We start from the raw sequence: 26,209 nt of genomic DNA on the forward strand, positions 1-26,209 counted from the left end.
AAGTGAAAGTGACAAAAACACTGAGCCTGAACAATTTTATTGTCAGGCTAGCGTCTTTAGGCGCAGTTTGGCAACAGGGGGTTATACCCCAAGAGCAAACCACCCGTTGGACGGGTGGTTATGATTTTGTCGGGAGGGCTCATGGTCTTGCTGGCTCTTCTACTACTCTTCTTCAAATCTATGATTATGAAACGGGATCGGACTTCTCTCCAGCAACAGCAGGCGGCCGGGCTTTAATGAAACCCGGCGGGCGCCCCGAACGTATTAGTAAAGACAACTTATGAAGAAAGAGCGGGGAACAGCATGGAGCCATTGTTGCGGGTAGAAATTGAGGAAGCCGGCTACGAAGCGGGGAAGCCAAAGATCAAGCAGGTGTCCCTGGAGGTGATGCCCGGCAAACTGACCGGGCTGATCGGGCCGAACGGGGCGGGGAAGAGCACGACCTTGAAGGCGATTCTCGGTCTGATCCCCGAGATTAAGGCGGACGTGCGGTTTGCCGACGGACACGGCAAATACGCGTATGTGCCGGAGCATCCCGTTTTCTATGATACGTTGACCTTATGGGAACATATGAGCCTGGCGGCCGCGGTTTACGGAATAGACGATGCGGAATTCCAGCGGAGCGGCGGCGAGCTGCTCGAGAAATTCAGAATGACCGGGGTGCGGAACCATTTGCCCGGGGGATTCTCCAAAGGGATGCGGCAGAAGATGATGCTGATGATCGGATTCCTGCTGAAACCGGAGGTGTACATCGTCGATGAGCCCTTTATCGGGCTGGATCCGCGAGCGACGAAGGATTTCCTCGGCCTGTTGGAGGAAGAGCGAAGCAGAGGGGCCGGGGTATTGATGTGCACGCACGTGCTCGACACGGCCGAGCGGATTTGCGACGACTTCATTCTGATGGCGGACGGCCGAGTGGCCGCCAAGGGGACGCTGCACGATATCCGCCTTGCCGCCGGATTGCCCGAAGCTCCGTTATTCGACTGCTTCGATGTGCTGACATGAGGGAGCGGGGATCCATGATGGAAATGACCTCGAACATGACGGCGGGACGTCTGTTTCTTCGCAGGTGGGCGGACCACTGGAAAAAGCAGATCGTCATGCTCCGGTCCGTGTTTGACGGCATCGTGCTGCTGTATATCGGAATTCCCGGCTTGCTGCTGGTGGGACGCGTTTATTACGGCCTATGGCGCGAAGCGCTCCCGGCCTGGCTCCTTCACCTTCCATTTACCGTGTTCCCCGCATATTTGCTGCTCGTTATATATGCAACGGGAGGCCTGATTCTTTTCATTGAAGCGGCGGACGTGCTCTTCCTGAAACAGCGGCCGGAATGGATTCGCGCTGTGATGCGGAGAGCAGCTTTGGTGTCTCTCCCCGGCCATTTCGCGGTGATCGGGGCGGCCGTGGCTTTGGCCGCTCCCGTCCTCGTCCGGGTTCACGGCCTGGAGACGGGGGAGGTTTTCCGGATTTTTGCCGTCGCCTGCGGGGTAAAAGCCGTCCATTTGTTTCTGCAGAACCTGATTCAGATCATGCGGACGGGGTGGCGGCGCGTCCTCTATCGCTCGGCGGCGTTTATCCTGCTCGGCACAGGCTTTGTTTCCTGGCTGGTCATAGAAGGGGGGCAAGTTCACGCGTTCGCGTCTGCCGCGATGCTCGCCGCCTGCGTCCTGCTGACCGTTCTCCTTGCCGAAATCCGCTTCCGCCTGCGCGGCAGATTCGAGGCGGAAGTACGGGAGGAAGAGCGCCAGCGGACGGTGCTTACGGGACTGCTGTTGGCGGGGACGATGGACAGGCCGCCGGCGGTCCGAACCCGGCCCTGGCTGTTCCGCCGAGGGGAGCGTTTGCTGCGCTCGAACCGGCCGGAGGCCGTGATCGCCGAATCGATCGTTAAAGCCTTTTTCCGGGGGCCGGAATGGAGGCTGTATGCGCAATTCGTCTTGTACGGCGCCGCGGCGGTCTGGTTTCCGGCCTACCCCGCCAACCTGATCGTATTCGCTGCCTTGCTGCTGCTGTTCGCCTATTGGCTTAACGGGCATAGGCAGGCGTTTTTCGCCAAAGGGCTGATGCCCCTGCTGCCGCTGCCCGAAGGGACGGAGTACAGGGCGGCTCCGCTCTCTTTGCGGCTGCTTCTTTACCCCGGGACGCTGCTGCTGACCTGCGTGCTGGGCGCCTCTTTGTTTCACGCCTGGTGGGTCGTCATCGCCGGAATTCCGGCGGGCCTGCTCCTGACCCGGGCCGCCGCCTCGCTGTCGGGGTTGTTCACGCTCGGCCGACGGCGTCATTCCGGTAAGGGCTAGGGCCTCATCCGCCATCCGTAGTAGAATTCTCTTCGCCTCGGCGTAGCAGGCTGAATCCGGCGCCCCGCAATTGCCCTCTCAAGCAAATAACGGCCTTTTGGGCCGCTATTTCGCCCAGATTTGCTTTTTCGGGAAAAATAGCGGCTAAAAAGGGCCCTATTTCTCTGGTGCGAGCCCAAAAATCCGGTTTTTGCCCAACTTACTCTAAAATAAGGCCCCAAAAGACCGCTATTTCACAGCAAAGAGCCAAATTCGACAAAATAGCGCCGCAAACGGCCGTTATCCACCCGCCGGGTTTCAAAGGGAGGCGGTTACGGCCATTAGACCCTTCGGGTTAATGCAATGCTAGTGGCAATAGGGTCCTTTTTGACCTTTATTTTTCCCGCGGAGTCGATTTTGGCCGAAATAGCGGTCCTAAAGGCCGTTATTTCGCTGGGCGATTCGAGAAGTTACGGGTGCCAGCCCTAATTTGCCACGCCGCTGTTAAAGTTTGGAGTAAATCTCCGAAGGAGGAACAGAAAAAAAGTGCAACTGTACAGGTGGGGCGTCATCGCCGGAATTCCGGCGGGCCTGCTCCTGACCCGGGCCGCCGCCTCGCTGTCGGGGCTGTTCACGCTCGGCCGGCGGCGTCATTCCGGCAAGGGCTAGCTCCGCCGCTCTCCGAGCGCGGACAAGCCGGCATGATGGCCGGCCGTATAGCCGGTGGCAAAGGCGGCGGTGATATTATACCCCCCGGTGTAGCCGTGGATATCCAATACCTCGCCGCAAAAAAACAGCCCCGGCATCAGCTTCGATTCCATCGATTTCGGATGAATCTCCTTAAGGTGAACGCCTCCGCCGGTGACGAAAGCTTCCTCGAACGGACGTGTCCCCGTCACCCGGATCTGAAAGTTCAGCGCCGTCGCCACAAACGCCAGCCAAAGTTCCTTGGGAAGATGTTCATAGGTCGTATCGCCGGAGAGTCCGGACTTTTCGAACAGAAGCGGCAGCAGGCGCTCGGGGATCGTGCCTTTCAGCACGTTCTTCAGCGCCTTTTTCGGCTCGGCCGCCGCCAAGCGGCGCAGGTGCTCGTCCAGGCTTCCCGGGGATTTGTCGGGAAAAAGGTTCAACGACATCGTAACTTCGGCGACGCCGTGCTTCTTTTTGACGGTGCGGATAAAACCGCTGCATCTGAGCGCGATCGGGCCCGACAGTCCGAAGTGGGTGAAGATCATATCCCCCCGGTGAGACACCACGGTTTTCCCCTTCGGGTCAAGCACGGACAATTTGACGTCGCGCAAGGAAAGTCCCTGCAGTTCCCGGCTGGTGATGAACGGTTCTTTGGATATCAAGGGAACCTCGGTCGGGTACAGCTCGGTAATCGTATGGCCGGCCGCCTGGGCCCAAGGATACCCGTCCCCGGTGGACCCCGTATGCGGCACCGATTTGCCGCCGGTCGCCACGATAATCGACTTGGCGCCGAATCGTTCTCCGTCTGCCAGCTTTACACCCTCCACGCCCTCCGGTCCGTAAACCAGTTCCTGAACGGGGTGATGCGTCAACAACTGTACGCCCAGCGACCGGGCCTTGCCGACCAGAGCGTCGACCACCGTTTTGGCTTTATCGGACACCGGAAACATTCTTCCGTTGTCCTCCTCTTTTAAGGCGATCCCCAGGTTCTCGAAAAATTCGATAATATCCCGGTTGCTGAACAAGGAGAAGGCGCTGTGAAGAAATCGCCCTCCCCCCGGAATGTAGGTAATCAGCTCATCGATCTCTTTGGCATTGGTCACATTGCAGCGCCCCCCGCCGGATATCCCCAGCTTTCGTCCCAGCTTGTCCCCTTTGTCGAGCAAGGCCGTCCGTGCTCCTTGCTCCGCGGCGGCAATCGAGGCCATTAGGCCCGAAGGTCCGCCTCCGATTACGATGACATCGTAATTTTTCATGATGGACTCCTCCTTCGTGTCAAAAAATGATTTGCACTTTATTACAATAAAGAACTTTGTGGCCTCTCTAAAATAAGAAATATTGTAAAACTTTGTCGCCTGTGATTTAATCGAGAATGAGAACGATTTCTTCCGCCAGAGGAGGGAGAAGATGGGGGAGATAAAGGAAGTTTTGCTGCAGATGCTGATCGCCGGTTTGCCGGCCTTTTTGTTCCCGCTGACCTACGGGAAAAGAGGTCCGTCCACGGGCGATGCGGAGGGGGAAATCCGCAAATATCCCTATGCCGCCGAACTCCTGTACACTTGTACGTTAAGTATGCTGCTGTGCTTGATATTTTCCACCCGCTTATGGGGGAATATCCCGCTCCACTACGGAATTCTTCCGTTGTTCGCCCTGATGCTTTACGGCAGGCTGCGCGACGGTGCGGCTTTGGGGTTGCTTCACCTGATCTTGTATCCTTTATTTGCATTAAACTTCACATGGCCTAAGTTAATGCTCGAGACAGGCCTTCTTCTGTACCCATTGGTTCTCTTAAGTTCGAAACGCTTTACAAAGACCGACCGCCGCGGGAAGATCGCCATACTCTCCTTTTTTTTCGTCGCCGGCGAATTGATGATTACCTCGTCACCGTTTATCAGCGGGGCTGAAACGTTTCCGGCCGATCCGTTTTCCTTGTCGGCCGCCTTAATGAACATCTTGGCAACGCTGTTGATCGGAGCTTTATTTGTATACATGATCGAACATACGCTTGAAAAAGAAAAGCTGCGCCTTCAGGTTCTCCAGTTGTCCCGCAGTTATTTCAGCGAGGCGGAAAAGCTTCAGCAAAGCCTGGATGCCGCTCCGCTCAGCATTATTCTGCTCGACCGGGAGGGAGATATTACGGCGGTCAATGAATCGTTCCTTCAATTATACCGCCGGCGTTATCCCGCCGAAAGCCGCGAGGACCTCGTCAAGCTCAAACTGGACAAGGTGCTGTCCGACATCCGGCTTGAGATGCTGCTGCCCCGGGCGGCTCAAGCCTTGAAAGGAAACAAGAGCTCCGGCGAACTGCTGCAAAGCGGGGATCAGATCTATTTTACCAGTACGGCCCCGATCAAAAAAGGCCGCACCGAAGAACCGATCGGAGCGGTTTTGGTCATTCAGGACATTACGGAGCTCGAGACATTCCGAAAGGAACTAAATCACGTTGAGCGGCTAAGTCTCGTCGGGCAGATGGCGGCGGGGATCACTCATGAAATCCGCAATCCCATGGCGGTGGTCCGCGGATTTTTGCAGCTGATGCGGGAGAAGAGCCCTTCGTCGCTGGACCATTATTACCGGATTGTGATGGAGGAACTGGACCGGGCGAACAGTATTATCAACGACTTCCTGGCGCTCGCTCAGAACCGCCCGGTACAGATGGAGCTCTGCGATCTCCACGATATCATACGGGAGCTGAGCCCGCTGCTTTGGGCGGATGCCAATCTCAGGGGGCAGAGCATTGAAGTCAAGCTGGACGAAGCCGTTCCCCGGCTTATGCTGAACCCGAAGGAAATCAAGCAGCTCATTCTGAATTTGGGGCGAAACGGGATGGAGGCGATGCCGGAGAAAGGCCAGCTTGTGCTGGAAACCCGGTGTGTTGCCGACGGCGTTGCCTTGTACGTCAGGGATACGGGCCCGGGAATCCCGCCGGCTCAGCAGGAACGGCTGTTTGAACCGTTCTTCACCACCAAGGCGCAGGGGACGGGGCTCGGCCTTTCCTTATGTTTAAGCATTATGGAACGCCATAGCGGAAAAATCAGCGTCCAGTCGGAGGAGGGAAAAGGGACGACCTTTACGGTGTTCTTTCCTTTTAATGAACATCTGCAAAGGCAGGAGGGGATTCCGGCCGTTGCCGAATAACCGGCTGCCGGAATCATTTGCTTTCCTTTTTCTTATGAATGTATAATTAAACATAGCGTAAAGCTGAGACGGAAGGCTAGCTTCCGCCGCTAAGCCAAGTTTTTAAACATAAGGAGTGAGCCAAACGATGTCCATGTCATTTGATCAATATATGAGAGACATGATTCAACCGATGCGCGATGAGTTAACTTCCCTCGGGATTCAGGAGCTGCGCACGCCGGAGGAAGTGGAGAACGCCCTGCCGACGGCCAAAGGAACGGCGCTTGTCGTCGTCAATTCGGTATGCGGATGCGCCGCCGGCCAATGCCGTCCGGGCGTAGCCAAAGCGCTTCAGCACGATTTGACGCCGGATCATCTGTATACCGTCTTTGCCGGTCAGGATAAGGAAGCTACAGCCAAAGCGCGTGAGTATTTTGCACCATATCCGCCATCTTCGCCGTCGATCGCCCTGATGAAGGACGGAGAGCTCGTTCACTTTATCGAGCGCCATCAAATTGAGGATCGTTCCGCCGAGGAGATCGCCGCGGATCTGACCAGCGCATTCGACCGTTTTTGCCGTTAATCTGCTTGATGTGAAATTAAATAAGCGATTGTAGACAAACGTCCCTGTTGGTTAGAGTTGTTCTTACCGGCTGGGGCGTTTTGTTTTTTTTGAGACAGGAGGTTTCGTGAAAACGACAAAAGTTTAGTGAATCTTTCCACATGCAATGCCGTATATATAATGACTGCTATTTTTTTTACATAGGTGTGGATAGAGTTAGAGCTCGAGATTGAAAAATTGGGAGGGAGATCGGTTTGAAAAACCTGTTCACCATTTTTGTTTCTCCGGAGGCTACGTTCCAGAGGGCCCGGGAGAGCAAAACGGCCTGGATTTTTCCGTTTGTTCTGCTGATTGTTTTGTCGGCCGTGGTCGTTTACTTGCAACTTCCGGCGATGGAGGCCGCGATGTACGAAAGTCTGCGCAAAGTTCAGGGGATAGACCCGAGTACGTACGATGCTTTGGTAGCGGGCAGCAAGTCCACCACGCTAATCATTACTCCGATTACCGCGGCCGCCGGCGTGTTTATCGTGGCGCTGCTGTTCGTATTGTTGAATCTGATCGTTCGCGGAGAAGCCAAGTTTATGCAGTTGGTTACGGTCGCTTCGTTTTCGGCCTTGCCCGGCTTGCTGGGCGGACTGATTACCGGCATCATGTTGACGGCCACGGGCGCACAGTCAATCACGGCTTTTACGCTGAGCCTTGCCGCCTTTGTTCCGGAAAAAACGGGGATTTTGTATTATCTTTTGTCACTGGCGAATCCGTTCAGTATCTGGGGACTTGTTCTTTACGTGATCGGGGCTTCGGTCATGATGAAACGCCCGCGGAAAAAGGTCGGCATCTGGATTGTCGGGGCTTGGCTGGTCTTTTCTCTGGGTTCGCTGTTGTTCGTTTAAACGACCAAGTTAACAGGAATAGGTGATGGAAAGTGTCAAAGAAGAAATGGTTGATCGGAATATTGCTGGGAATCGTCGTAGTGGTTCTCGTCGGCGTAAATCTTATGAATATGAACCGGGCACTCGCCGTCAAAACCGCGGAAGTGACTGAGGGAGAGATCGCCGAGGAGATCTATACGAACGGCAAATTGGAACCTGAGGCAACGACCAAGCTGTATTCGCCGGTGAGCGGGATTGTCGGAGAACTGCGAATCAAGGCCGGGGATACCGTCACGAAAGGCCAGGTGTTGCTGACCTTGAAGCAGGACGGTATCCGGGAGCAGTTGGCCAAGGAGCGGTTAAGTCTGGAGCAAGCCGAAGCGGAGCGGCTGCAGGCAAAGAAACAGCATTTCGAAGCCTTCAAGAAATCCGTCAGCGAGGATCCAAGCCTGGACGTTGAGGAACCGGATTTGACCTCGTTTGATCTGCGCATCAAGAGCAGCAAGCTGACGATCGCCTCCCTGGAGGACAAGCTGGCGAACAGCGCGGTGTACGCTACGGCGGGCGGCGTGGTCACTTCGTTGACGGCGGATGCCGGACAAATGATCGCGGAGGGAAGCGAGATCGCCCAAATTTCGGATCTTTCCGGCTTTAAGGTTCGCGCCAATTTAAACGAGCTGGATGCCGGCAAAGCCGCGGTGGGCATGAAGGCGGTGGTCACCGGTGAATCGATCTCCGGCACTTATGAGGGCGTCGTGGACTATCTGGCGCCGACCGCCAAAATCGTGGACTCGACGTCCAAGGACGCCACCGTGGAAATGGTCGTGCGTTTATCGAGCACGGCCGCAGAGCTGCGGCCCGGCTACACCGTGACGGTGGCGATGAAAGTTCCGGACAAGCCCCGGCTGCTCGTCCCGATCGGTGCGGTGCAGTACGAAGGGGAGCAGGCTTATGTTTTCACGGTGGAGGAAGGCAAGGCGGTGAAGGTTCCGGTTCAGACCGGCAAGGAAGGCGATGAACAGATCGAGATCACGAAGGGCGTAGCCAAGGGGGAACTGGTTGTCGTGGAAGGCTTCGAATCGCTGAAGGATGGCGATAAGGTGACTGTTCGATGATTACGCTCAAAGATATCAGCAAAGTTTATAAGAACGGTCCGCTGGAAGTCGAAGCGCTGAGCAAGATCAGTTTACAGGTGAACCGCGGTGAATTCGTGGCGATTATGGGGACTTCCGGTTCGGGGAAATCCACCTTGATGAACATTATCGGCTGTCTGGATGTGCCGACCACGGGAAGTTACATCCTCGACGGGGAAGAGGTCCATACCCTGAACGAGGACGACTTGGCCCGGGTGCGCAACCGGAAGATCGGCTTCGTGTTCCAGAGCTTTAACCTTCTCGGCCGGCAGACCGTGCTGCAAAATGTGACGCTGCCGATGATGTACGCCGGCATTCCCCGGGAGAAGCGCCAGACGCGGGCTTTGGAGCTGCTGGAAAAGGTCGGCCTAAAGGAAAGGGTCAAGCATCGTCCGACCGAGCTGTCCGGCGGTCAGAAGCAGCGGGTGGCCATCGCCAGGGCGCTGACGATGGAAGCCCCGATTCTGCTGGCGGACGAGCCGACCGGGAATCTCGATACGAAATCGTCTCACGAAATTATGGCTTTGTTTAAGGAGATCCACCGGGAAGGGACAACGATCGTTCTTGTCACGCACGAGCCGGATATCGCGGAGCACGCGGATCGCGTGCTGCTGTTCGGTGACGGCAAGCTGCTCAAGGACACCCGTAAAGGAAGTGACCGAGCATGAGTATTTGGGAGAGCATCCTGGTCGCCCTGGATAATTTGCGAATGAACAAGCTGCGGTCTTTTCTGACGATGATCGGCATCGTATTCGGGGTCGCCGCGGTGGTTACCGTCGTTTCGATCGGTCAGGCGGGGCAGACCTCCATTATCTCGATGGTTTCCAACTTTGAGGACGGGTACTTTGTCATCTATCCGAATTACAGCGACGAGAGCAATGTGGAGAAAGCCCAGTTCCGCCAGCGCGATATGGGGGAAATTCGCAAACTCCCGGGGATCCGTTACGTGTCGGCTTCGCTGGGCTACGGTTCGACGACCAAGCTGAAGCAGGAGAAGCTCCGCTTCGATGTGACGGCCACGACCTCGGTTATGCCGAAAATGCAAAAGGTTGAGCTGGAGGCCGGGAGATTTTTTAACGCGCAGGAAGAAAGAGGCCGCCAGAAAGTGATGGTGGTTGACTTGAAGTTTGCGGAGAAGGCGTTCGGTTCGGCCAGAGGAGCCGTCGGACGCAAGTTTGTTTTGGGGAACGACAGGTTTCGCATCGTCGGTGTCTATAAGCCGGAGGAGAACATCATGAGCGGCATGCAGGGCGAACTCTACACCGGTTATGCGCCGATCACAGCGATTTCCTTCGGCGATGAGAAGACGGGGGATAGCGACCGTCTCGGATCGCTGGAGATCGTCGCAACGTCGCCCGACAATATGCATGAAACCATCGATATGCTCAAAAAATGGCTGGCCGACCGGAAAAACGTGGAGCCGGACTCCTACCTGGCCGAAACGGGCAAGGACGCGGAAAAGATGGTGTCCAGCACCTTCTCCATACTGCAGACGATCATCGGTTCGATCGCGGGAATTTCCCTGCTGGTCGGCGGGATCGGCGTCATGAACATCATGCTGGTTTCGGTGACCGAGCGGACGAGGGAAATCGGGATCCGCAAAGCCATCGGAGCCACGCCGGGCACGATCATGCTCCAGTTTATGATCGAGGCCGTCATCCTTTCATTTTTGGGCGGTACGGTGGGGGCGCTGCTCGGCTTGCTCGCGGCATACGCGTTCGCACTTATATCCGGCTGGCCCTTTGTGGTCTCGGTTTGGGCGATTTTGCTCGCCTTCGGCTTCTCGGCCGCGGTCGGCATCTTTTTCGGGCTTTACCCCGCGAATAAAGCGTCCAAGCTGCACCCGATCGAATCGCTTCGCTATGAATAATAAAATCGAGGGCTTCTTCCGTTGCAGACAGGACTGCATTCGGGAGAGGCCCTTTGGCTTGTTGAGGAGGGGGCGTTGGAGCCAACGCCGCGCCGTCCGCAGACCGGTTAACGGGAAAAGCTCCAGGTAAATTGGCTGGTTCGGCCGGTTAACCGAGCATTACCTGAAGGAGATCCCGTTAATTTTCGTAAAAAGAAAACCCGCCCCTCATTTATCAAGAGGGTCGGGTTTTCAAAAACTTTTTAAACGGATGCGGCGGGCTGAACGGGGATATATATATCTATCTGTTTGCCCTCCGTCGGCCAACAGCGTTGATCATACCATTCAAAGTCGGGGCCGTACGCTTGCTCGTAACCCGAGCTTTGGAACCATTCGGCGAAAATTCTGTTCCAGGTTTCTTGAATGGACGCCGTGAAGTCCGCTTGGCTGGCCGGCGGCGTGGTGAAGATGGCGTATTGGGCTTCGGGCACGCGGTATTCGACCATCCCTTCCGGAACGGCGGTCGCTTCATCCACTTCAAATCCGATGATATAGTGGAAAGAACCGTCCTCTTCATAGGTAGTGCATAGTCCGATCTCGACATCCGGGCACTTTTTGCCGGGAATGTTCTCACCTAGACGCTCTTCCATATACTTTTGCCAAAATGTCGGAATTTCGCGGCTGTTTTGTCCCTCGACGGTGGTTGTCTTGATGGAGTAACCGATAATTCTCATTTCCGGGCAAGTCTCAATCCGATATTCCATAGCATAATCTCCCCATTTTCCAAAGTTTTGGGCATCGATATTAGTCAATTCGGCTTTGGGATACAAATACGGAGGCTGGCCGAGCCGCCGGCAGGCTGTCGGCAAGATGCCGTACATTTTCCGGAATGCCCTCGTAAAGGCCGCGTGGGAATGAAACCCGCACTCCAGGGCGATATCGAGCAGTTTCGAATCGCTGCCGGCCAATAGCTCGGCGGCTTTGGACAGACGGCGTTTGCGGATATACGAGGTCACCGTTTCACCGACCACATAGAGAAAGGTACGATGAAAATGGTACTCCGAATAATGCATGGCCGAAGCCACTCCTTTTAAAGTCAAATCCTCATCAAGCCGCGTTTCAATATAATCGATGCTGTTGCGAATGACATCCAAATGGTTCATGAACTTCCTCCAGACCGGTCTATGGATTAAGTATAGAGGATGGAAATTTATTAAATTTGATCATTCTTGCTTTCCGGTTCACGGGGATTGAAGCGTGGGGATTCGGCGATTGTATCGGTCATAAAAGCGAGCGTAGCCCGGAGAGCGCCTTCCAAAGGCCCGGTCATGCCCGCGTAAGGATGTACCGTTCCAAAGGTGTGATTTCCCCCGGGGATTTGCACCCACGGAATATCGGGACGGAGCTTGACCAGTTCGGCCGAACCTTTTCGTAAATGAGCGCCATCCTCCGACCCTTGAATCAGGATGGTTTTGAACTCCGCAGCATTCGCCCGAGCCATCCGGCCCAAAAGATCGTAGCGGTCCCGCTGCCGCTCCAGGTCCTCCAAAATAGCCGCGTCCAGCGGCATGCGCTGCCCCGTACGACCGTTTACGACATAACTGCGTCCGTTCTCCCTCATTTCTTTTTTCTGCTCATCGCTGAAAAGGTCCAGATTCGTAATCCCGTTCCAGGAAATGACGCCCCGCATCTGCCCCGGATGATCCAAAGCATGGATCAGGCATACGCCGGCTCCCCGGCTGTGTCCCAGCAAAAAAAGCGGCAATCCGGCGAACTCCGCTTCAGCGGTCAACCGTGCGACAAGGGCGCTTAAATCCGCAAGCTCGCGATCATAGGTATTCATGGCGAATTTGTCCAGTTCGGTAAACTCGTCCTTGACGTTTCCAATCCCGTTATGCGAAAAGTTGAAGGTCACCACTTCATGAAAGCGGCTGAGGTACTCGGCTGCCGGAGGGAACATGCCCCAGTCCTTAAAGCCTTTATAGCCGTGAGCCATGATGAGCAGCGCGGTATTTTCGTTTCGTTCCTGAGCCGGAAACCGGGTGCATTGGAGCGTATGACCGTCTTCCAGCGGGATTTGAAAATCGATAGGCATCGCAATCCGTCCTTTCATCAAAAGAAGGTTTGTTCCACTTTCCTGATTATACCATACTCCTTTCCGGGAACGGTCCGGTAGAACCCGAGTCAAAGGCGCGCGGGCAGGCGCGAAGCTACAGGATAGCCTGGCGGGACTCGCATCCCGGGAGTATCCCTGTTACAATGTGATTGGCAATGCAGATTGTTTAATTTTAATCCCATGATGGTGGAAGAGAGGGAACTGCCCTTGATTTATGGCATTGGACATGATGTGGTGGAAATCGGCCGTCTGCAGCGCATGCTTGCGGGCCCGGCCGGCGGGAAGCTGAAGAGCCGCATCCTCACGCCCGGGGAACTTGCGCTTCCCGGATGTTCGGCCCGGCCCGCGGAGTTTCTGTCCGGACGGTTTGCCGCGAAAGAAGCGGTGAGCAAAGCGTTCGGCTGCGGCATCGGGAAGGTGCTGAGCTTCGGCGATATGGAAATCCTGCCGGATGCGGGGGGGAAACCGGCCGTAAAGCTTTCGGACGGGGCCTGGACGCGGCTCGGGTTATCCGCCGCGGAGTACGCCGTCCATCTTAGCATTACGCACGAGCGGCAGCTCGCTTCCGCCTTTGCCGTAGTGGAACGATTGACATAAAAGGAGACCATCATGCAAGAAAACATAGAAAACAAGGTAAGTAAGGAGAGCACGGAGATTACAGAGAATACGGAGAATACGGAGAACAAACAATATTTCGGTACGGAGCTGTTGAAGTGGTACGAACGATCCAAACGGGACTTGCCTTGGCGGAGACATCGGGACCCTTACTACATTTGGGTCTCGGAAATTATGCTGCAGCAGACCCGGGTGGATACCGTCATCCCTTATTTTCAACGGTTTATCGAACGGTTCCCTACGCTGAAGGATTTGGCCGAAGCGCCGGAGGAAGATGTTCTGAAATGCTGGGAAGGGCTCGGTTACTACTCCCGGGCCCGCAATCTGCAGGCCGCCGCGCGCCAGGTGGTGGAGCGGCACGGCGGCACGGTGCCGTCCGTGAAGGCGGAGGTCGCCGCGCTTAAAGGCGTCGGACCGTACACGACCGGTGCGATTTTGAGCATCGCCTTCAACCAGCCGGAGCCGGCGGTCGACGGAAACGTCATGCGGGTGCTGTCGCGGTACTTCCTGATCCGGGAGGATATCATGAAGACGGGAACCCGCACGCGGATGGAAGAGCTGGCCGCGAGCCTTATCCCCCGGGGGCGGGCCGCGGATTTCAACCAGGCGCTCATGGAGCTCGGCGCGTTGATCTGCACGCCGAAGTCGCCGAGCTGCCTGGTCTGCCCGGTGATGGCCCGCTGTGCCGCGCGCCTGGAAGGCGCGGAGGATGCCTTGCCGGTGAAGAGCAAGGCGAAGCCGCCGCGGCCGGAGTACCGGCTCGTCGCCCTCGTCGAGGGCGTCGGGGAGCACGCCGGCCGCGTGCTCGTCCGCCGGCGTCCGGCGTCGGGGCTGCTTGCGCGGATGTGGGAGCTGCCCCACATCCCCGCCGCCGCGGACGCCGGCGAAGGCGCCGGCCTGCCGGACGGGCCGGCGATGGATCGGCTCGCCGCGGCCCTGGCGGCGGCGGGCTTTCCCGCGCAGCCGGCAGGATTCGTGATGAACGCGGAGCATACGTTCAGTCACATCCACTGGAATCTGCGCGTCTACCGCTTTTCGGCCGCGGCGGATTCGGCTTTCCCGGCCGCATATACGCCGTCGCCCGCAACTTACGGCGGTGCCACGGACCTGGCGTTCGTGGCCGAAGCGGGCGCAGCGATGGAGGAAGGCGTATTGCCCCTTTCGCAGGTGTCGGATTCGCCGGACTCATCGCGGGGCGAGCTTGAAGAGTACCGCTGGATCAGTAAAGCGGATATGGAAGGCCTGGCGTTTCCCAATGTGTTTTTGCGGATTCTAAGCGGTGTTTTTAACTAAGGCAACCGGCCGCGCGAAGTTGTTTACATGTGACATATAATACTAAATAGGTACGTTGAAAACCGCGTGTTGCGGTTTTTTTCTTTTTCAGGTTTAACTGGAGTTGTATTTATACAAATTCATCGACTGCGGCTGCGCGCCTCGATGTAACCAGATAGGAGAGTAAGGTGAGAAGAGGCGGTGCAAGAGGGGGCGGCATCCCTGGGGGAGGCTGTATTAAACAAACGGGAGCGGCTCGAAATCCATAAAGTCGGTGATGTCCATTAGAGCAGCCGCCGTGGGTGCTGCATCGATTTCTCCGTTACTGTAACTGTCGTGAGGGCCATGTCCTATCCAGAAGGCCCGACGAACAAATTCTAACGGAAGCCATAGCGGCTATTTCGGCAAAAAGAGCTCCGTTTGGCGATGAAACCCGCAAATAGGCGCTACTATTTCCGTTAGAATTTAGAAAGGGGCAGTTTTGGCGAAATAGCGGCTATTATGTCCGTTACTGTAACTGTCGTGAGCGCCATGCCCCATTCAGAAGGCCTGACGAAAAATCTAACGGAAGCCATAGCGGCTATTTCGTCCTTTCGGGACGAATGGAAATTCTAACGGACGCAGTAGCGGCTAATTCGGCAAAAAGAGCTCCGTTTGGCGATGAAACCCGCAAGTAGGCGCTACTATTTCCGTTAGAATTTAGAAAGGGGCAGTTTTGGCGAAATAGCGGCTATTATGTCCGTTAGAGCAACGTCGTCGATCGCATCGCGCTACTTAGCCCGTTAGAGTAACCATTGAGAGCACCGTATTTACTCTGTCCGTTAGAGTAACCATTGAGAGCACCGTATTTACTCTGTCCGTTAGAGTAACCATTGAGAGCGCCGCATTTACTCTGTCCGTTAGAGTAACCATTGAGAGCAACCGTATCTACTCTGTCCGTTAGAGTAACCATTGAGAGCACCGTATTTACTCTGTCTGTTAGAGTAACCATTGAGAGCACCGCATTTACTCTGTCCGCTAGAGTAACCATTGAGAGCGCCGCATCGACTATCTCCGTTACTGTAAACTGTCGTGAGCATCATGCCCTAACCAGAAGGCCCGACGAACAAATTCTAACGGAAGCCATAGCGGCTATTTCGTCCTTTCGGGACGAATGGAGATTCTAACGGACGCAGTAGCGGCTATTTCGGCAAAAAGAGCTCCGTTTGGCGGTGAAACCCGCAAATAGGCGCTACTATTTCCGTTAGAATTTAGAAAGGGGCAGTTTTGGCGAAATAGCGGCTATTATGTCCGTTAGAGCAACGTCGTCGATCGCATCGCGCTACTTAGCCCGTTAGAGTAACGGTCGATCGCATCGCAATCACATTACTCTGCCCGCTAGAGCCCCGTCGATCGCATCGCAATCACATTACTCTGCCCGTTAGAGCCCCGTCGATCGCACCGCAATTTACTCTGCCCGTTAGAGCCCCGTGAGAGCCCGGGGCCCCGCCTACGATATCAGCTAGAGCCCCCGGGACGGGGAGCGGCGTCCGGATACGAAAAAAAGCCTGCAGATTTGCAGGCGTTCGCACTCGCACCACTAAGGCAGGTTACATCATCCGGTTTTCCTGGTCTTTCATATGGTTCTGCTGATCGGGCTCATGGTGGCTGTCCGCCGAAACTTGCCCTTGGTCGGTCGGGGTGTCGCCGCTGACGCTACGGGCGAAGTTGGTGAATTGCTGCTTCTGCTTGTCGGCCGCATGCTTGGCCTGGAGCAGTTCCTGCGGGTCGTTGGTCAACCCGTTTTGCTTGTCGCTGGACTTGTCGGACATGAAAATCCCTCCTGATCCTGATGGTTTCGCCAGTCACCTACATCACGCTAATCAACGAAAAGGGGCGTTCGAACGCTGGAAGTGCGGATGGGTTCCATGTGTATTATGGTGCCAATTTTAATGAATATGCATCGCCCCCCCCCCCGCAGAGCGCCCTTTTCCCTTTGTTTACCACTTACCCTTTTCCGGTAAATACAAACGAATTGTAAAATTGAAAACAACATTTTCACAACTGGTATACAATTACATTAATAGCATTTTCATTTCCATTACTAGAAATATATTATTAATAAATCAATGTAAACGCTTCATATAAAGCGCTTTCAGAAGAAAATTGATGTATTTCGTAGATTTATATGGTTTAATGGACAAGGAAGCAGTATTTTCTCGTTTTTTGTCTTGTTTTAATTATTTGGTTGATGTAAAAAGGCACCGCTCTTTTTTTACATGAATCTATCATATGCAGAGAAAAGGGAGATCATTGCATGCGTATTCGTTCCTTCCAGTTGAGTGATGTTAATCAGGTGATGGAGCTTTTGCAGGTGGCTTTAATGGAAGACTGCTATGAAGACACAAAGCGGGCGTTTGCCAGACAGTTGTCCTGGGATTCGGAATTGATCATGATCGCGGAAGTGGATGGGGAAATTGTAGGCACGCTGATCGGCACGATTGATCAAAATACGGGCTTCATTTACCGGACCGCCGTTCATCCGGACTACCGCCGTCAAGGCGTGGGCAAAAATCTCGTCACAGCGATGGAACAAAAGTTCCAACAACGCAACGTACGTCAAATCATGATCGCTGGAGATCCTCACAATAAAGCGATCGCGCCTCTTTACGAGGCTATGGGTTATGGCGCGAGTAAATTCCTGGAGGCATTTCAAAAGCTGGGCATTGCTGCGGTAAGCTCCCTGTCGGGATCCAGATAAAGAAGAGAATATAACGTTCTGTCATATTTTGCAGAAATTTAGCATATCTCCCGCCCGTTGCAAAAGGGTGCGCGATATGCTTTTCTATTATGTAGGGGATGAACCCCGCTTATCATGAAATTTGAGGTGTGCCCAATGGAACCTAGCCATCAGGATACGAACCGGCCAAAGGCGGGCAAGGGAATGTATTCCGCCAAGAATAAAAAAGCTCCGGAGGGCTGGATGGCCGAGTTATGGGATTGGACGAAGACCGTGCTGATCGCTTTTGCGGTCATGGTGGTTTTGAATATATTCGTGTTTAACCTGTCCCTGGTTCGGGGAGAATCGATGGAACCTACGCTGGAGGAACGGGAGCGGCTTTTCGTCGATAAGATCGTCTACCGCTTTACGGATCCCAAGCACGGTGAAGTGGTTGTACTGAAAGATCCGAGTTCCGACCCGGACAAAAAACCATTTTTGGTTAAGCGAGTCGTGGCCGTGCCGGGACAAACGGTAGAAATCCGCGACCGGCGGCTGTACGTTGACGGACAGGTGCAGAATGAGCCTTACACCGATACGGTGATCGAAGGGGAAGGAATGCCTCCCGTTACTTTGGGCGAGGAAGAATACTTCGTAATGGGGGATAACCGTCATGCCGGGGAGAGCAAGGACAGCCGGTATTTCGGGAGCGTCAAGAAAAGCTGGATCGTCGGCCGGGCGGAGTTTGTGTTCTGGCCCATCACCAAAATACGCGGTTTATAGTTCGAAACGCGAAATGTTGGAGGTTGTTGGATTGAAAGAGATTATGATTTATACCGATGGAGCCTGTTCGGGCAACCCCGGTCCCGGCGGTTGGGGAGCGGTTCTCTTATACAACGGGCATCGGAAGGAGATGTCGGGAGGAGAACCGATGACCACCAACAACCGGATGGAAATCCAGGCGGTCATTTCGGCGCTCAGCCAATTGAAGGAGCCTTGCCGGGTTAAGGTGTACAGCGATTCGGCCTATGTCGTTAACTGCTTTCAGCAGGGGTGGATTCGCGGCTGGCTAAAGAACGGCTGGAAGAACAGCAAGAACCAGCCTGTGGAGAATAAGGAGCTGTGGCAGGAATTATGGCGGCTCATGGGGATTCATGAGGTGGAGTACGTCAAGGTTAAAGGCCACAGCGACAACGAACTCAATAACCATTGCGATCTGTTGGCCAGAGAGGCGATCAAGCGGCTGGCCTCGAAATAACGGGACGACAAGCAAAATAAAGGAACAGCATGATTTAAGCAGAAGGAGGCTTGAAGATGGCGATGACCGAAAACGGGACAAGCGCCGGCGGTGCCGGAGCGGGTTATGCCCGCTGGGACGCGTTGAAGCGCGAGATTCAGGAGGCCGCGCCATCGCTGGGGATCGATACGATCGGGTTTGCGTCGGCAGACCCTTTTTTGTCGCTGAAATCGATCCTGCTGGACCGGCGCGAAAAAGGATACGAATCCGGTTTTGAGGAACCGGATATCGACAAGCGTGTTTATCCGGAGCTCTCGCTGGAGCAGCCGGCTTCGCTGATTGCGATCGCGGTGGCTTATCCGTCCAAGATGGAAAACCCGCCTAAGTCGGAGCCGGGGCAACGCCGGGGAATCCTGGCCAGATCGGCCTGGGGACAGGATTATCATCAGGTCCTGAGGCAGGCGATGGCCAAATTGCAGGCGTTCATCGCCGAGCGGGTGCCGGATGCGCGGATCGAAAGTATGGTCGATACGGGAGCACTTTCGGACCGCGCGGTGGCCCAACGCGCGGGAATCGGATTTTATGGCAAAAACTGCGCGATCATTTCGCCGGAATTCGGCTCCTGGATTTACTTGGGGGAGCTGATCACCAATATCCCGTTCCGCCCGGACACCCCGGTAACGGAGGATTGCGGCGACTGCACCAAATGTCTGGACGCTTGTCCGACAGGTGCGTTGGTGGAGCCGGGGGTGCTTAATGCGCAGCGGTGCATCTCTTTTTTGACGCAGACCAAAGGTTTTGTGGAAGAGGAATTTATGTTGAAAATCGGGAACCGCCTGTACGGCTGCGATACCTGCCAGGTGGTATGCCCGAAAAACAAAGGAATGTCCTGGAACCACCGTCCCGAGCTGCAGCCGGATCCCGAAACGGCAAAACCTTTGCTGCTGCCGCTGCTCGATATAAGCAACCGGGAATTCAAGGAGCGGTTCGGCAACAGCGCCGCCGCCTGGCGGGGGAAGAAGCCGATTCAACGAAACGCGGTGATTGCGCTCGGGAACTTCAAAGATAGCTCCTCCGTGCCGAAATTAATAGATATAATGATACACGATCCGAGACCGGTTCTGCGGGGAACCGCCGCCTGGGCGTTAAGCCGGATTGGCGGGGAAGAGGCGCTGCTGGGGATCAAACGCGCGGCCGAAAGGGAAACCGACCCCGAGGTGCTGGAGCGTTTGGAAACCGCTCGCGCCAAACTGGAGGAATCGTGATCTAGGCCTGGGAGGACAAGACATGAGATTTATCAGCGTGGAGGATATCGAACCGGGTCAACTGTTGGGGAAAACCGTGTATTCGGCCAACGGGACAGTGCTTCTGTCCGCGGGAATTCAATTGACGGTTTACATGATTAACACCCTGAAGAGAATCGGCGTTACGATGCTGTATATTAAAGATTCCGCCTTTGAGGATATCGAGATCGAGGATGTGCTCAGCGAGTCGACGAAACAAGCGGTGTTTAAGGATATGAGCGAAACGCTGCACGCCGTTCGTTCGGGCAAAGATTGGAACCCGCGGAAGATCAGCGCTTCCGTGGATCAGCTTCTTCGGGATATTCTGAATCACAAGGATGTCCTGCTTCAGTTAACGGAGATTCGGACGGCGGACAATGCGGCATATTTGCACGCGGTGAACGTATGTCTGGTTTCGGCGATGATCGGGCTTAACCTCGGTCTGAATCAAGGGCAGCTGAAGGACCTGTCGATCGGTGCCCTCCTGCATGATATCGGCAAAGGAAAACCGCTTCCGGATCACGCCGATCCCGAGGATCCCAAAAATCATCACACCTGGCGGGGATACGAAATTTTAAAGCAAAAGCGCGAGTTTAATTTGCTTATCGCCCATACGGCGCTCCAGCATCATGAACGCCTGAACGGGACGGGGGCTCCGAGAGGCTTGGAGCGGGAAGAGATTCATCTGTTTGCCAAAATCGTCGCCGCCGCCAATATGTACGACAACCTGATCGGCGGCGGGGACGCGAAAGGGCGGCCGATGCTGCCGCATGAGGCCTGCGAGGAGTTGATGGCCTGTTCCGAACAACTGTTGGACAGGGATGTCCTCGTGGAGTTTACCCGTATTGTCTCGGTCTATCCGACCGGCACCGCGGTACGGCTGTCCACGAAAGAAACCGGCGTTGTGGTGCGCCAGCACCGCGGCCTTCCCGGGCGGCCTGCCGTCCGGATCGTCAGGGGAGCCGGCGATGAGATGGAAGTCAAAGAAGTGGATCTGGCCACGGAAACGACCGTGTTTATCGAGGCGGTTCTTGCTTGAATAGCCTGGTTTTGAATGCTATGATATGTTGAGTGTGCTGGCTGAATGGCTTGACGCATGATTTTTTGACACAGGGGTGGCTAACAATATGGATATCGTAATTCCTATTATTACGCTTATCGTCGGTTTGGTCGGCGGCTTTCTCATCGGAGTCTTTTATTTGCGCAGACAGCTGACGAAGATGCAAAGCGATCCGGAGATGCTGCAGAAAATGGCGAAACAGATGGGATATAATTTAAACAGCAAGCAGATGCAGCGTGCCCAGCAAATGATGAAGAATCAAGGCCAAATACCGCCTGCTGGCGGGAAACGCAGAAAGAAATAAGCGGGCCATTCTGGAAATCGGCTGGACGGAAAGGAGGAGGCGCTAAATGTCTGGAGTTAAAGATTACGTCAATACCCGGGTAGAAAGCAACCGTGAGCAGATTGAACATCATGTCCGCGAGATTCTCAAGCTCATCGGAGAGGACGTCGAACGGGAGGGGCTGCTGGAAACACCGGCCCGGGTGACCCGGATGTACGAGGAGATTTTCGGCGGTTATGAGGTGGATCCCCGCGATGTGCTGGGAGTGACGTTCGATGAGAATCATGAAGAGCTCGTGATCGTCAAGGATATCGTCTATTACAGCCAATGCGAGCACCATATGGCGCCTTTCTTCGGCAAAGCGCATATTGGATACATTCCGAGCGGCAAGATCGCCGGGCTCAGCAAGCTGGCCCGCTTGGTGGAGGCGGTTACCCGCCGTTTGCAGGTACAGGAGCGAATCACTTCGCAGATCGCCGACATTATCGACGAGGTGCTGAAGCCGCAAGGGGTCATGGTCGTCGTGGAAGGCGAGCATCTTTGCATGTGCGCTCGGGGCGTGAAGAAGCCGGGCAGCAAAACGGTAACTTCGGCCGTGCGCGGTACATTTCGGAGTGATGCCGCTTCCAGAGCGGAATTTCTGTCCCTCATCAAAGAGTAGTTCCAGTTCGTTTATAAAAAAGGGTTGTTCCCAGGCGCATACGGCCGTGGGGGACAACCCTTTTTTGCCAGAAACCGAAGGGCAATTCGACACGGCTCAATAAGGCGGCCACATCAAGGTTCTGGCCTGTTCGTAACGTTCCGCCACAGCGGGCCAGTAGACGACGTTCCACCAATCGGTGATGTAGTCTTTGCGCCGGTTTTGATGTTTCAGATAATAGGCGTGTTCCCAGACATCCAGCGGAAGAAGGGGGACGATATCCCACTGCGACAGGTTCTGGTGCTTCTCCGCGGTCAGAATCTCCAGGCGGTGGCTGCGCGGGCTCCACACCAAGATGGCCCAGCCTCCGCCTTCGACCTTTTCGGCCGCGTTGGAGAATTGCTTGTGGAAGGCGTCATAGCTGCCGAAGTCGCGTTTGATCTGTTCGAGCAGCGGACCTTCCGGCCGGCCGCCGCCCTGCGGATTCATCGTCTCCCAAAAAATCGTGTGAAGATAGTGGCCGGCTCCGTTAAACGCCAGCTCGCGTTCCCAATGCTTAACCAGATCAAAATTGCCGGTTTTGCGGGCTTCCTGGAGCTTCAGCTCCGCCTTGTTCAGATCGTCGACATAGGTTTTGTGGTGTTTGTCATGATGGATTCGCATCGTGGCTTCATCGATATAAGGTTCAAGCGCGTTGTACGGGTACGGGAGCGGGGGGAGGGTGTGTTTGCCGATCGGGACGGGATTGGCCTTCGGGCGCAGTGTCCCTTCAACGTTACCCGCTTCTCCCGCCGGCTCTTTGCGGTCGGCCGGTTCGTCGCGAGTGGCCGGGGTTGGGGAGGAAAAGCTGATGCCCGCCGATGGGGAAGCGTCGGCGGCCGAAAAAGACCCGGCGGGATTCTGGTCCGCTTCGCCCTGGCGGTAAGGGTCGAGGAACGGCGGAGCGCCGGCCATGCTGCTCGCGATTTGTCCCGGGCGGTTCAGCGTTTCCAATACGCCGAGGAAATATTCCGATTCGCGGATAATATGCAGCAGCACCGTTTTGGCCAGAGGGGCGGCTTTGGCGGCGGCGCTTTGATCGAGAAGATAGTACAGCTGCCGGATAAATTCTTGGGATTGGCGGAAGGACACCTCCAGAATCCGCTCCGTTTCCCGGATCAACCGGGGATCGCATGCCGCCTCTTTGGAGGCCAGGGCATGTTGGAGAAGGCGGTCCGCCGCTTCCTGGGTTGCCGCGAAAACTTGTTTCCACTCGTCCAGCAGCTTGACGAACATCGGCTCCAGACCGGGAATGATGGCTTTGATGACATCGGTGTGCTCGTTTTCCTGCTCTTTCCAAAAGCGGATCTCTTCGAGAATCCGGACAGGCAAATAAGGCCCGTATACGAACAGCATCAGGATAAACCTCCTCGGTAATATCGTTGTAACCAGTCTATTCCGCGGGAGGTTTGGCCTATGCTATTTTGTAACGGGCTCGGTTTTGGCCGGGTCTTGATCCCGGCTTACCCGGCTAAGGAAGGTGGATACCAGGCGCAGATATTCTTTCGGATGCTCACGGAAAATAAGCTCATGATGCGAGCCTTCCACGATCCATACGCCGGAAGCGGGATTGGACTGGTTTTCCGCCAATTTTTCCGCAATCGGGTAAGGGGCTTTCTCATCCTTGGTTCCATGGATAAACAGCGTGGGAAAAGGATAGTCCGCCGACTTGACGTCCGTATACGGAATTTGATGCAGGCTCGTGCCGTTCAGCACCGGCAGCAGCAGCCCGATGATCTCCAGCGAAGGGTGGCGGGGCAGATCGATATGCTGACGGATGTTATGATACATCGTATCCGGCTCCAGAAGGAACGTACTGTCCAAGATCATGCCGTCGATGTCTTTGCTGGTCAAGGCCGCCTGCAGGGCGGTGCCCGCCCCCATGGAGAAGCCCCAGACGATCACCTCCTCATTCCCGCGCTGCTTGACGAACCGGATCGCGCCGAGCAGCTGCTGGGCTTCTTTTTTGCCTCCCGTGGCGACTTCCCTGTTGCTTTGAGCGGCAAAGCCATAGTCGAACATCAGTACATTGAAGTTCAGACTATGCGCGTAGTGGGCCAGGTCATACATCGGGATCCAGGCTTCTTCCCGGTTCGCCCCGTAGCCGTGGCTGAACACGATCGTCTTGGCGGAGTCGCCGCCGGCGGGAATATACCATCCCTGCATCATTCGGCTGCCATCGGCCGCTGGGAAGGATACGTCCTCGTAGTCCAGATTTTTGGAGAGCTTCGGATTCGAATACAGCGGAGCGACCGTAGGGTTCGAAAGCACCCAGGCGATATAGCCGTGAAGGGAAATGAAACAGAATATCAGGAAAAATAATATCGACAGGAGCAATGCGACGATCACGTGCTTTAACCGGATAGGTTTGAGTTCGAGCGTAGGGGCTTCTTTTTTCGGGTTCTCTTTGAATCCCGATTGCACGGGAAGATCGCCGCGGCTGCTTTGGCTCATGTTCTCCCCTCCTCGTCGAATCGCGTTTTTTTATTTCTATGCATGGAAAACCTCAATAAAATACATAACCCGATGTCCTTTCGGACAATCGGAAAATGTCGAATAGGGACGAATAACATAAAAATATCGTAAGTCGTGTTTTTCTTTGTGTCAATGCGACGGGGATATTTGGCTTTGAACGCGTTGACGGATTCCCATTCGCTTCATTATAATTTATGTAACCGTGTTTCATGGAGTGAAACGTAAGGAGGGTGGTCCCGATGGAGGACCGTAAATTGACGGTTCGCGCCGTAGAGAGGGCGCTTGATATATTAATGTGCTTTACGAAGGACAGCGACCTCGGATTAAGCGAGATTGCGGGAGCGATCGGACTGCACAAAAGCACGGTGCACCGGCTGCTCACGACGTTGGAGGAGCGAGGCTTCGTCATCCGTAATCCGGCGACGGACAAATACCGGCTCGGATTGAAAATCTGGGAGCTGTCCGCGCATTTGTCCCACAATGACGACCCGGCGGTTTTGCTGCTGCCGCAGATGGAACAGCTGCGCGACCGGCTCGGGGAGACGGTCAGCCTTTACTTGCGGGACGGCACGGACCGGCTGCGGATTCAGGCGGTGCAGAGCAACCAGGCCATCCGCCGGGTGGCCCAGGTCGGCGCCCGGCTGCCGCTCTTCGTCGGCGCCTCCAGCAAGGTGCTGGTCGCCTACGCCGAGGACGCGGTTCTGAGGGCCGTGCTGGACAGCCCGGACTGGCCGACCGCGGTCGACCGCGAGGCATATATGTCCCAACTGGAGGAGATTCGACGCGCCGGATATGCGACCAGCTACGAGGAGCGCGAACCTGGAGCGGCTGCGGTCGCTGCGCCGATTTTTGACCGAAACGGCCGGGTCGCGGCCGCTTTGTCGGTCTCGGGGCCGGTCAGCCGCCTTTCCCCCCAAACGCTGGAGAAGATGGCTCCGGTGCTGATCGAGGCGGCCCGGGAGATGGGCATGATGATTCATACTTAAATTCCTTAGAAAGTTGAATTGGGGTATCCCGCTTCGATAGTAAGGTTAGCGCTGTCGGAGGGGGATATTTTTTTGCAAGTATATATATTTACATGTATATATGTTTTAGTGTATATTTGTGTTATGAACACTTCTACAATGCAACTTACTTTGATGACTCTTGCCGAGCCTAACCGTTTTAACATCATAGAACTGCTGAAGAACGGCCCGTGTTCGGTTACCGACATCGTAGAGGAGCTAAAGATGGGCCAGCCTCAGGTATCCCGCCATTTGCGGATTTTAAGCGAAGCGGGCCTCGTAAGTGTCCGTCGGCAGGCGCAGCAGCGGATTTATAGTCTGGAAGCGCAGCCGTTTAAGGAGCTGGACACTTGGCTCGATTCGTATCGCAGCTTGTGGGAAGAACGTCTCGACCATCTGGAGGATTACTTAACCGGAATTCAAGGAAAGGAGTAGCGTGATTTTTGCTTAACAACCTTTAAGGAGGAAGTGTACTTGAGAAGGAGAAAGACCGTGGTCATTAAAGACAAGAAGCGAAGGAGGCTGATTATCGAACGTTTCTTGCCTGTGAAGCGGGAATTGGTCTGGCTGGGCTGGACTAGACCCGAGCATATCGTCCATTGGTGGGGCCCCGGCAACTTCGCTGCCCGGGTTTATGAGATGGATGTAAGGCCGGGAGGGGTATGGCGTTATAGTCTGTCTCCCGTGGACGGAAACGGGGATACCGCTTATTGTCTGGCTACATATAGCGAAATAAGCGAGCCGATCCGGCTTGCCTATATCGATTCCTTCACCGACCGGGAATGGAATGTCGTGAAGGGGAGCGAAATGCCTACCCTCGTTACGTTTGAAGAAGAGACCGGGGGAACGCGGCTTACGATAACTACGCAATTTTCAAAAGCCGAGGAACTGGAAAAGGCGGAAGCCATGGGCATGATCGAAGGTTACCAGGAGACGATAAACCGTCTTGAGGATCATTTTAGCGGAAAGTAAAAATAAGGAGGAATTT

27 protein-coding genes and 1 pseudogene are annotated in these 26,209 nt (G+C 55.1%); 22 read left to right on the plus strand and 6 right to left on the minus strand.

Translation table 11 applies throughout. From position 1 onward, the window contains the following. The 4 genes from LBW89_RS25885 to LBW89_RS27635 form a co-directional block, all read left to right on the plus strand. Window positions 1-284, plus strand: a 284-nt coding sequence (locus LBW89_RS25885) for a hypothetical protein (protein WP_225040814.1), incomplete at its 5' end; no start/stop codon positions are given. Between the two features lie 19 nt (window positions 285-303). Continuing rightward, the gene (locus tag LBW89_RS25890; RefSeq protein ID WP_148455726.1) at window positions 304-1,005 is read left to right on the plus strand and encodes an ABC transporter ATP-binding protein; all 702 of its coding nucleotides are present in this window, start codon (window positions 304-306) and stop codon (window positions 1,003-1,005) included. A gap of 14 nt (window positions 1,006-1,019) precedes the next feature. Beyond that, window positions 1,020-2,297, plus strand: coding sequence for an ABC transporter permease (locus LBW89_RS25895; protein ID WP_225040815.1), 1,278 nt, complete (start codon window positions 1,020-1,022; stop codon window positions 2,295-2,297). Window positions 2,298-2,822: 525 nt separating this feature from the next. Continuing rightward, the gene (locus LBW89_RS27635; protein ID WP_263639319.1) at window positions 2,823-2,945 is read left to right on the plus strand and encodes a hypothetical protein; all 123 of its coding nucleotides are present in this window, start codon (window positions 2,823-2,825) and stop codon (window positions 2,943-2,945) included. Here the strand turns inward: LBW89_RS27635 and LBW89_RS25900 are convergent. After that, window positions 2,942-4,222: an NAD(P)/FAD-dependent oxidoreductase gene (locus LBW89_RS25900; RefSeq protein WP_148455732.1), complete on the minus strand. Its 1,281-nt coding sequence runs from the start codon at window positions 4,220-4,222 to the stop codon at window positions 2,942-2,944. The two genes, LBW89_RS27635 and LBW89_RS25900, sit on opposite strands and share 4 nt — an antisense overlap. A 151-nt stretch (window positions 4,223-4,373) precedes the next feature. Here LBW89_RS25900 and LBW89_RS25905 point away from each other — a divergent pair, with 151 nt between their 5' ends. The 6 genes from LBW89_RS25905 (at window position 4,374) to LBW89_RS25930 (ending at window position 10,520) form a co-directional block, all read left to right on the plus strand. Continuing rightward, a complete protein-coding gene (locus LBW89_RS25905; RefSeq protein ID WP_148455734.1) occupies window positions 4,374-6,104 on the plus strand; it encodes a two-component system sensor histidine kinase NtrB in 1,731 nt (576 codons plus the stop codon). A 127-nt stretch (window positions 6,105-6,231) separates the two neighbouring features. Beyond that, window positions 6,232-6,666 carry a BrxA/BrxB family bacilliredoxin gene (locus LBW89_RS25910; protein ID WP_148455736.1) on the plus strand — a complete coding sequence of 145 codons (435 nt, stop codon included), beginning with the start codon at window positions 6,232-6,234 and terminating at the stop codon, window positions 6,664-6,666. Window positions 6,667-6,899: 233 nt separating this feature from the next. Further along, window positions 6,900-7,538: a YIP1 family protein gene (locus tag LBW89_RS25915; protein WP_225040816.1), complete on the plus strand. Its 639-nt coding sequence runs from the start codon at window positions 6,900-6,902 to the stop codon at window positions 7,536-7,538. Between the two features lie 32 nt (window positions 7,539-7,570). Beyond that, a complete protein-coding gene (locus tag LBW89_RS25920; RefSeq protein WP_225040817.1) occupies window positions 7,571-8,632 on the plus strand; it encodes an efflux RND transporter periplasmic adaptor subunit in 1,062 nt (353 codons plus the stop codon). Continuing rightward, window positions 8,629-9,318, plus strand: a complete 690-nt coding sequence (locus LBW89_RS25925; protein WP_148455740.1) for an ABC transporter ATP-binding protein — start codon at window positions 8,629-8,631, stop codon at window positions 9,316-9,318. Before LBW89_RS25920 ends, LBW89_RS25925 begins: the two co-directional genes overlap by 4 nt. Then, complete coding sequence (locus tag LBW89_RS25930) at window positions 9,315-10,520, plus strand: ABC transporter permease (protein ID WP_225040818.1); 1,206 nt, start codon at window positions 9,315-9,317, stop codon at window positions 10,518-10,520. The genes LBW89_RS25925 and LBW89_RS25930 overlap by 4 nt, the downstream gene beginning before the upstream one ends. 242 nt (window positions 10,521-10,762) lie before the next feature. Here LBW89_RS25930 and LBW89_RS25935 read toward each other — a convergent pair whose 3' ends face one another. Together LBW89_RS25935 and LBW89_RS25940 are read right to left on the minus strand one after the other, a co-directional pair. After that, the gene (locus tag LBW89_RS25935) at window positions 10,763-11,662 is read right to left on the minus strand and encodes an AraC family transcriptional regulator (protein ID WP_225040819.1); all 900 of its coding nucleotides are present in this window, start codon (window positions 11,660-11,662) and stop codon (window positions 10,763-10,765) included. 50 nt (window positions 11,663-11,712) lie between these two features. Then, window positions 11,713-12,594 carry an alpha/beta hydrolase family protein gene (locus LBW89_RS25940; RefSeq protein WP_225040820.1) on the minus strand — a complete coding sequence of 294 codons (882 nt, stop codon included), beginning with the start codon at window positions 12,592-12,594 and terminating at the stop codon, window positions 11,713-11,715. A 228-nt stretch (window positions 12,595-12,822) separates the two neighbouring features. Between LBW89_RS25940 and acpS the strand changes: the two genes are divergently transcribed. Both acpS and mutY read left to right on the plus strand, forming a co-directional pair. Next, window positions 12,823-13,212, plus strand: coding sequence for a holo-ACP synthase (gene acpS, locus LBW89_RS25945; protein ID WP_148455748.1), 390 nt, complete (start codon window positions 12,823-12,825; stop codon window positions 13,210-13,212). 12 nt (window positions 13,213-13,224) lie between these two features. Continuing rightward, a complete protein-coding gene (mutY, locus tag LBW89_RS25950; protein WP_225040821.1) occupies window positions 13,225-14,523 on the plus strand; it encodes an A/G-specific adenine glycosylase in 1,299 nt (432 codons plus the stop codon). Between the two features lie 1,568 nt (window positions 14,524-16,091). Here mutY and LBW89_RS25955 read toward each other — a convergent pair. Next, window positions 16,092-16,313, minus strand: a complete 222-nt coding sequence (locus tag LBW89_RS25955; RefSeq protein ID WP_148455752.1) for a hypothetical protein — start codon at window positions 16,311-16,313, stop codon at window positions 16,092-16,094. A 485-nt stretch (window positions 16,314-16,798) separates the two neighbouring features. Between LBW89_RS25955 and LBW89_RS25960 the strand changes: the two genes are divergently transcribed. The 7 genes and pseudogenes from LBW89_RS25960 (at window position 16,799) to folE (ending at window position 21,724) form a co-directional block, all read left to right on the plus strand. Beyond that, window positions 16,799-17,242 (plus strand): GNAT family N-acetyltransferase, encoded by a 444-nt coding sequence (locus tag LBW89_RS25960; protein ID WP_148455754.1) that lies wholly within the window; start codon window positions 16,799-16,801, stop codon window positions 17,240-17,242. 183 nt (window positions 17,243-17,425) lie between these two features. Next, on the plus strand, window positions 17,426-17,983 hold the full coding sequence (gene lepB, locus LBW89_RS25965) for a signal peptidase I (RefSeq protein WP_373317756.1): 558 nt from the start codon (window positions 17,426-17,428) through the stop codon (window positions 17,981-17,983). A gap of 31 nt (window positions 17,984-18,014) precedes the next feature. Continuing rightward, window positions 18,015-18,458: a ribonuclease HI gene (rnhA, locus tag LBW89_RS25970; protein ID WP_213508480.1), complete on the plus strand. Its 444-nt coding sequence runs from the start codon at window positions 18,015-18,017 to the stop codon at window positions 18,456-18,458. A 62-nt stretch (window positions 18,459-18,520) separates the two neighbouring features. Beyond that, a pseudogene (gene queG, locus LBW89_RS25975) lies at window positions 18,521-19,696 on the plus strand (tRNA epoxyqueuosine(34) reductase QueG); the annotation flags it as partial. 28 nt (window positions 19,697-19,724) lie between these two features. Continuing rightward, entirely contained in the window at window positions 19,725-20,759 is a 1,035-nt protein-coding gene (locus LBW89_RS25980; RefSeq protein WP_148455760.1) for an HD-GYP domain-containing protein, read from the plus strand. A gap of 88 nt (window positions 20,760-20,847) precedes the next feature. Beyond that, window positions 20,848-21,084 (plus strand): YneF family protein, encoded by a 237-nt coding sequence (locus LBW89_RS25985; RefSeq protein ID WP_225040822.1) that lies wholly within the window; start codon window positions 20,848-20,850, stop codon window positions 21,082-21,084. Between the two features lie 46 nt (window positions 21,085-21,130). After that, a complete protein-coding gene (folE, locus tag LBW89_RS25990) occupies window positions 21,131-21,724 on the plus strand; it encodes a GTP cyclohydrolase I FolE (RefSeq protein WP_148455764.1) in 594 nt (197 codons plus the stop codon). 96 nt (window positions 21,725-21,820) lie between these two features. Here folE and LBW89_RS25995 read toward each other — a convergent pair whose 3' ends face one another. Together LBW89_RS25995 and LBW89_RS26000 are read right to left on the minus strand one after the other, a co-directional pair. After that, complete coding sequence (locus LBW89_RS25995; protein WP_148455766.1) at window positions 21,821-23,098, minus strand: Fe-Mn family superoxide dismutase; 1,278 nt, start codon at window positions 23,096-23,098, stop codon at window positions 21,821-21,823. A gap of 63 nt (window positions 23,099-23,161) precedes the next feature. Further along, window positions 23,162-24,196: an alpha/beta hydrolase gene (locus LBW89_RS26000; RefSeq protein ID WP_225040823.1), complete on the minus strand. Its 1,035-nt coding sequence runs from the start codon at window positions 24,194-24,196 to the stop codon at window positions 23,162-23,164. Between the two features lie 260 nt (window positions 24,197-24,456). Here LBW89_RS26000 and LBW89_RS26005 point away from each other — a divergent pair, with 260 nt between their 5' ends. The 3 genes from LBW89_RS26005 (at window position 24,457) to LBW89_RS26015 (ending at window position 26,193) form a co-directional block, all read left to right on the plus strand. Beyond that, window positions 24,457-25,203 (plus strand): IclR family transcriptional regulator, encoded by a 747-nt coding sequence (locus tag LBW89_RS26005; RefSeq protein ID WP_148455770.1) that lies wholly within the window; start codon window positions 24,457-24,459, stop codon window positions 25,201-25,203. Between the two features lie 138 nt (window positions 25,204-25,341). After that, window positions 25,342-25,656, plus strand: a complete 315-nt coding sequence (locus LBW89_RS26010; protein WP_148455772.1) for an ArsR/SmtB family transcription factor — start codon at window positions 25,342-25,344, stop codon at window positions 25,654-25,656. A 39-nt stretch (window positions 25,657-25,695) separates the two neighbouring features. Continuing rightward, a complete protein-coding gene (locus LBW89_RS26015) occupies window positions 25,696-26,193 on the plus strand; it encodes an SRPBCC family protein (RefSeq protein WP_148455774.1) in 498 nt (165 codons plus the stop codon). Window positions 26,194-26,209 lie beyond the last annotated feature (16 nt).

The organism is Paenibacillus sp. alder61 (assembly GCF_020179875.1).
In the GTDB taxonomy this organism is placed as follows: domain Bacteria; phylum Bacillota; class Bacilli; order Paenibacillales; family Paenibacillaceae; genus Fontibacillus; species Fontibacillus faecis.

Excerpts from the sequence above, each read along its gene's own strand:
- LBW89_RS25895 (WP_225040815.1), top strand. The coding sequence starts at position 1,020 with ATGATGGAAATGACCTCGAACATGACGGCGGGACGTCTGTTTCTTCGC.
- LBW89_RS25985 (WP_225040822.1), top strand. The coding sequence starts at position 20,848 with ATGGATATCGTAATTCCTATTATTACGCTTATCGTCGGTTTGGTCGGC.
- LBW89_RS25995 (WP_148455766.1), bottom strand. The coding sequence starts at position 23,098 with ATGCTGTTCGTATACGGGCCTTATTTGCCTGTCCGGATTCTCGAAGAG.
- LBW89_RS25940 (WP_225040820.1), bottom strand. The coding sequence starts at position 12,594 with ATGCCTATCGATTTTCAAATCCCGCTGGAAGACGGTCATACGCTCCAA.
- LBW89_RS25935 (WP_225040819.1), bottom strand. The coding sequence starts at position 11,662 with ATGAACCATTTGGATGTCATTCGCAACAGCATCGATTATATTGAAACG.
- LBW89_RS25900 (WP_148455732.1), bottom strand. The coding sequence starts at position 4,222 with ATGAAAAATTACGATGTCATCGTAATCGGAGGCGGACCTTCGGGCCTA.
- LBW89_RS25980 (WP_148455760.1), top strand. The coding sequence starts at position 19,725 with ATGAGATTTATCAGCGTGGAGGATATCGAACCGGGTCAACTGTTGGGG.
- LBW89_RS25955 (WP_148455752.1), bottom strand. The coding sequence starts at position 16,313 with ATGTCCGACAAGTCCAGCGACAAGCAAAACGGGTTGACCAACGACCCG.
- lepB (WP_373317756.1), top strand. The coding sequence starts at position 17,426 with ATGTATTCCGCCAAGAATAAAAAAGCTCCGGAGGGCTGGATGGCCGAG.
- folE (WP_148455764.1), top strand. The coding sequence starts at position 21,131 with ATGTCTGGAGTTAAAGATTACGTCAATACCCGGGTAGAAAGCAACCGT.
- LBW89_RS25930 (WP_225040818.1), top strand. The coding sequence starts at position 9,315 with ATGAGTATTTGGGAGAGCATCCTGGTCGCCCTGGATAATTTGCGAATG.
- LBW89_RS25910 (WP_148455736.1), top strand. The coding sequence starts at position 6,232 with ATGTCCATGTCATTTGATCAATATATGAGAGACATGATTCAACCGATG.
- LBW89_RS25890 (WP_148455726.1), top strand. The coding sequence starts at position 304 with ATGGAGCCATTGTTGCGGGTAGAAATTGAGGAAGCCGGCTACGAAGCG.
- mutY (WP_225040821.1), top strand. The coding sequence starts at position 13,225 with ATGCAAGAAAACATAGAAAACAAGGTAAGTAAGGAGAGCACGGAGATT.
- LBW89_RS26000 (WP_225040823.1), bottom strand. The coding sequence starts at position 24,196 with ATGAGCCAAAGCAGCCGCGGCGATCTTCCCGTGCAATCGGGATTCAAA.
- LBW89_RS25905 (WP_148455734.1), top strand. The coding sequence starts at position 4,374 with ATGGGGGAGATAAAGGAAGTTTTGCTGCAGATGCTGATCGCCGGTTTG.
- LBW89_RS25925 (WP_148455740.1), top strand. The coding sequence starts at position 8,629 with ATGATTACGCTCAAAGATATCAGCAAAGTTTATAAGAACGGTCCGCTG.
- LBW89_RS26010 (WP_148455772.1), top strand. The coding sequence starts at position 25,342 with ATGCAACTTACTTTGATGACTCTTGCCGAGCCTAACCGTTTTAACATC.
- LBW89_RS26005 (WP_148455770.1), top strand. The coding sequence starts at position 24,457 with ATGGAGGACCGTAAATTGACGGTTCGCGCCGTAGAGAGGGCGCTTGAT.
- LBW89_RS25960 (WP_148455754.1), top strand. The coding sequence starts at position 16,799 with ATGCGTATTCGTTCCTTCCAGTTGAGTGATGTTAATCAGGTGATGGAG.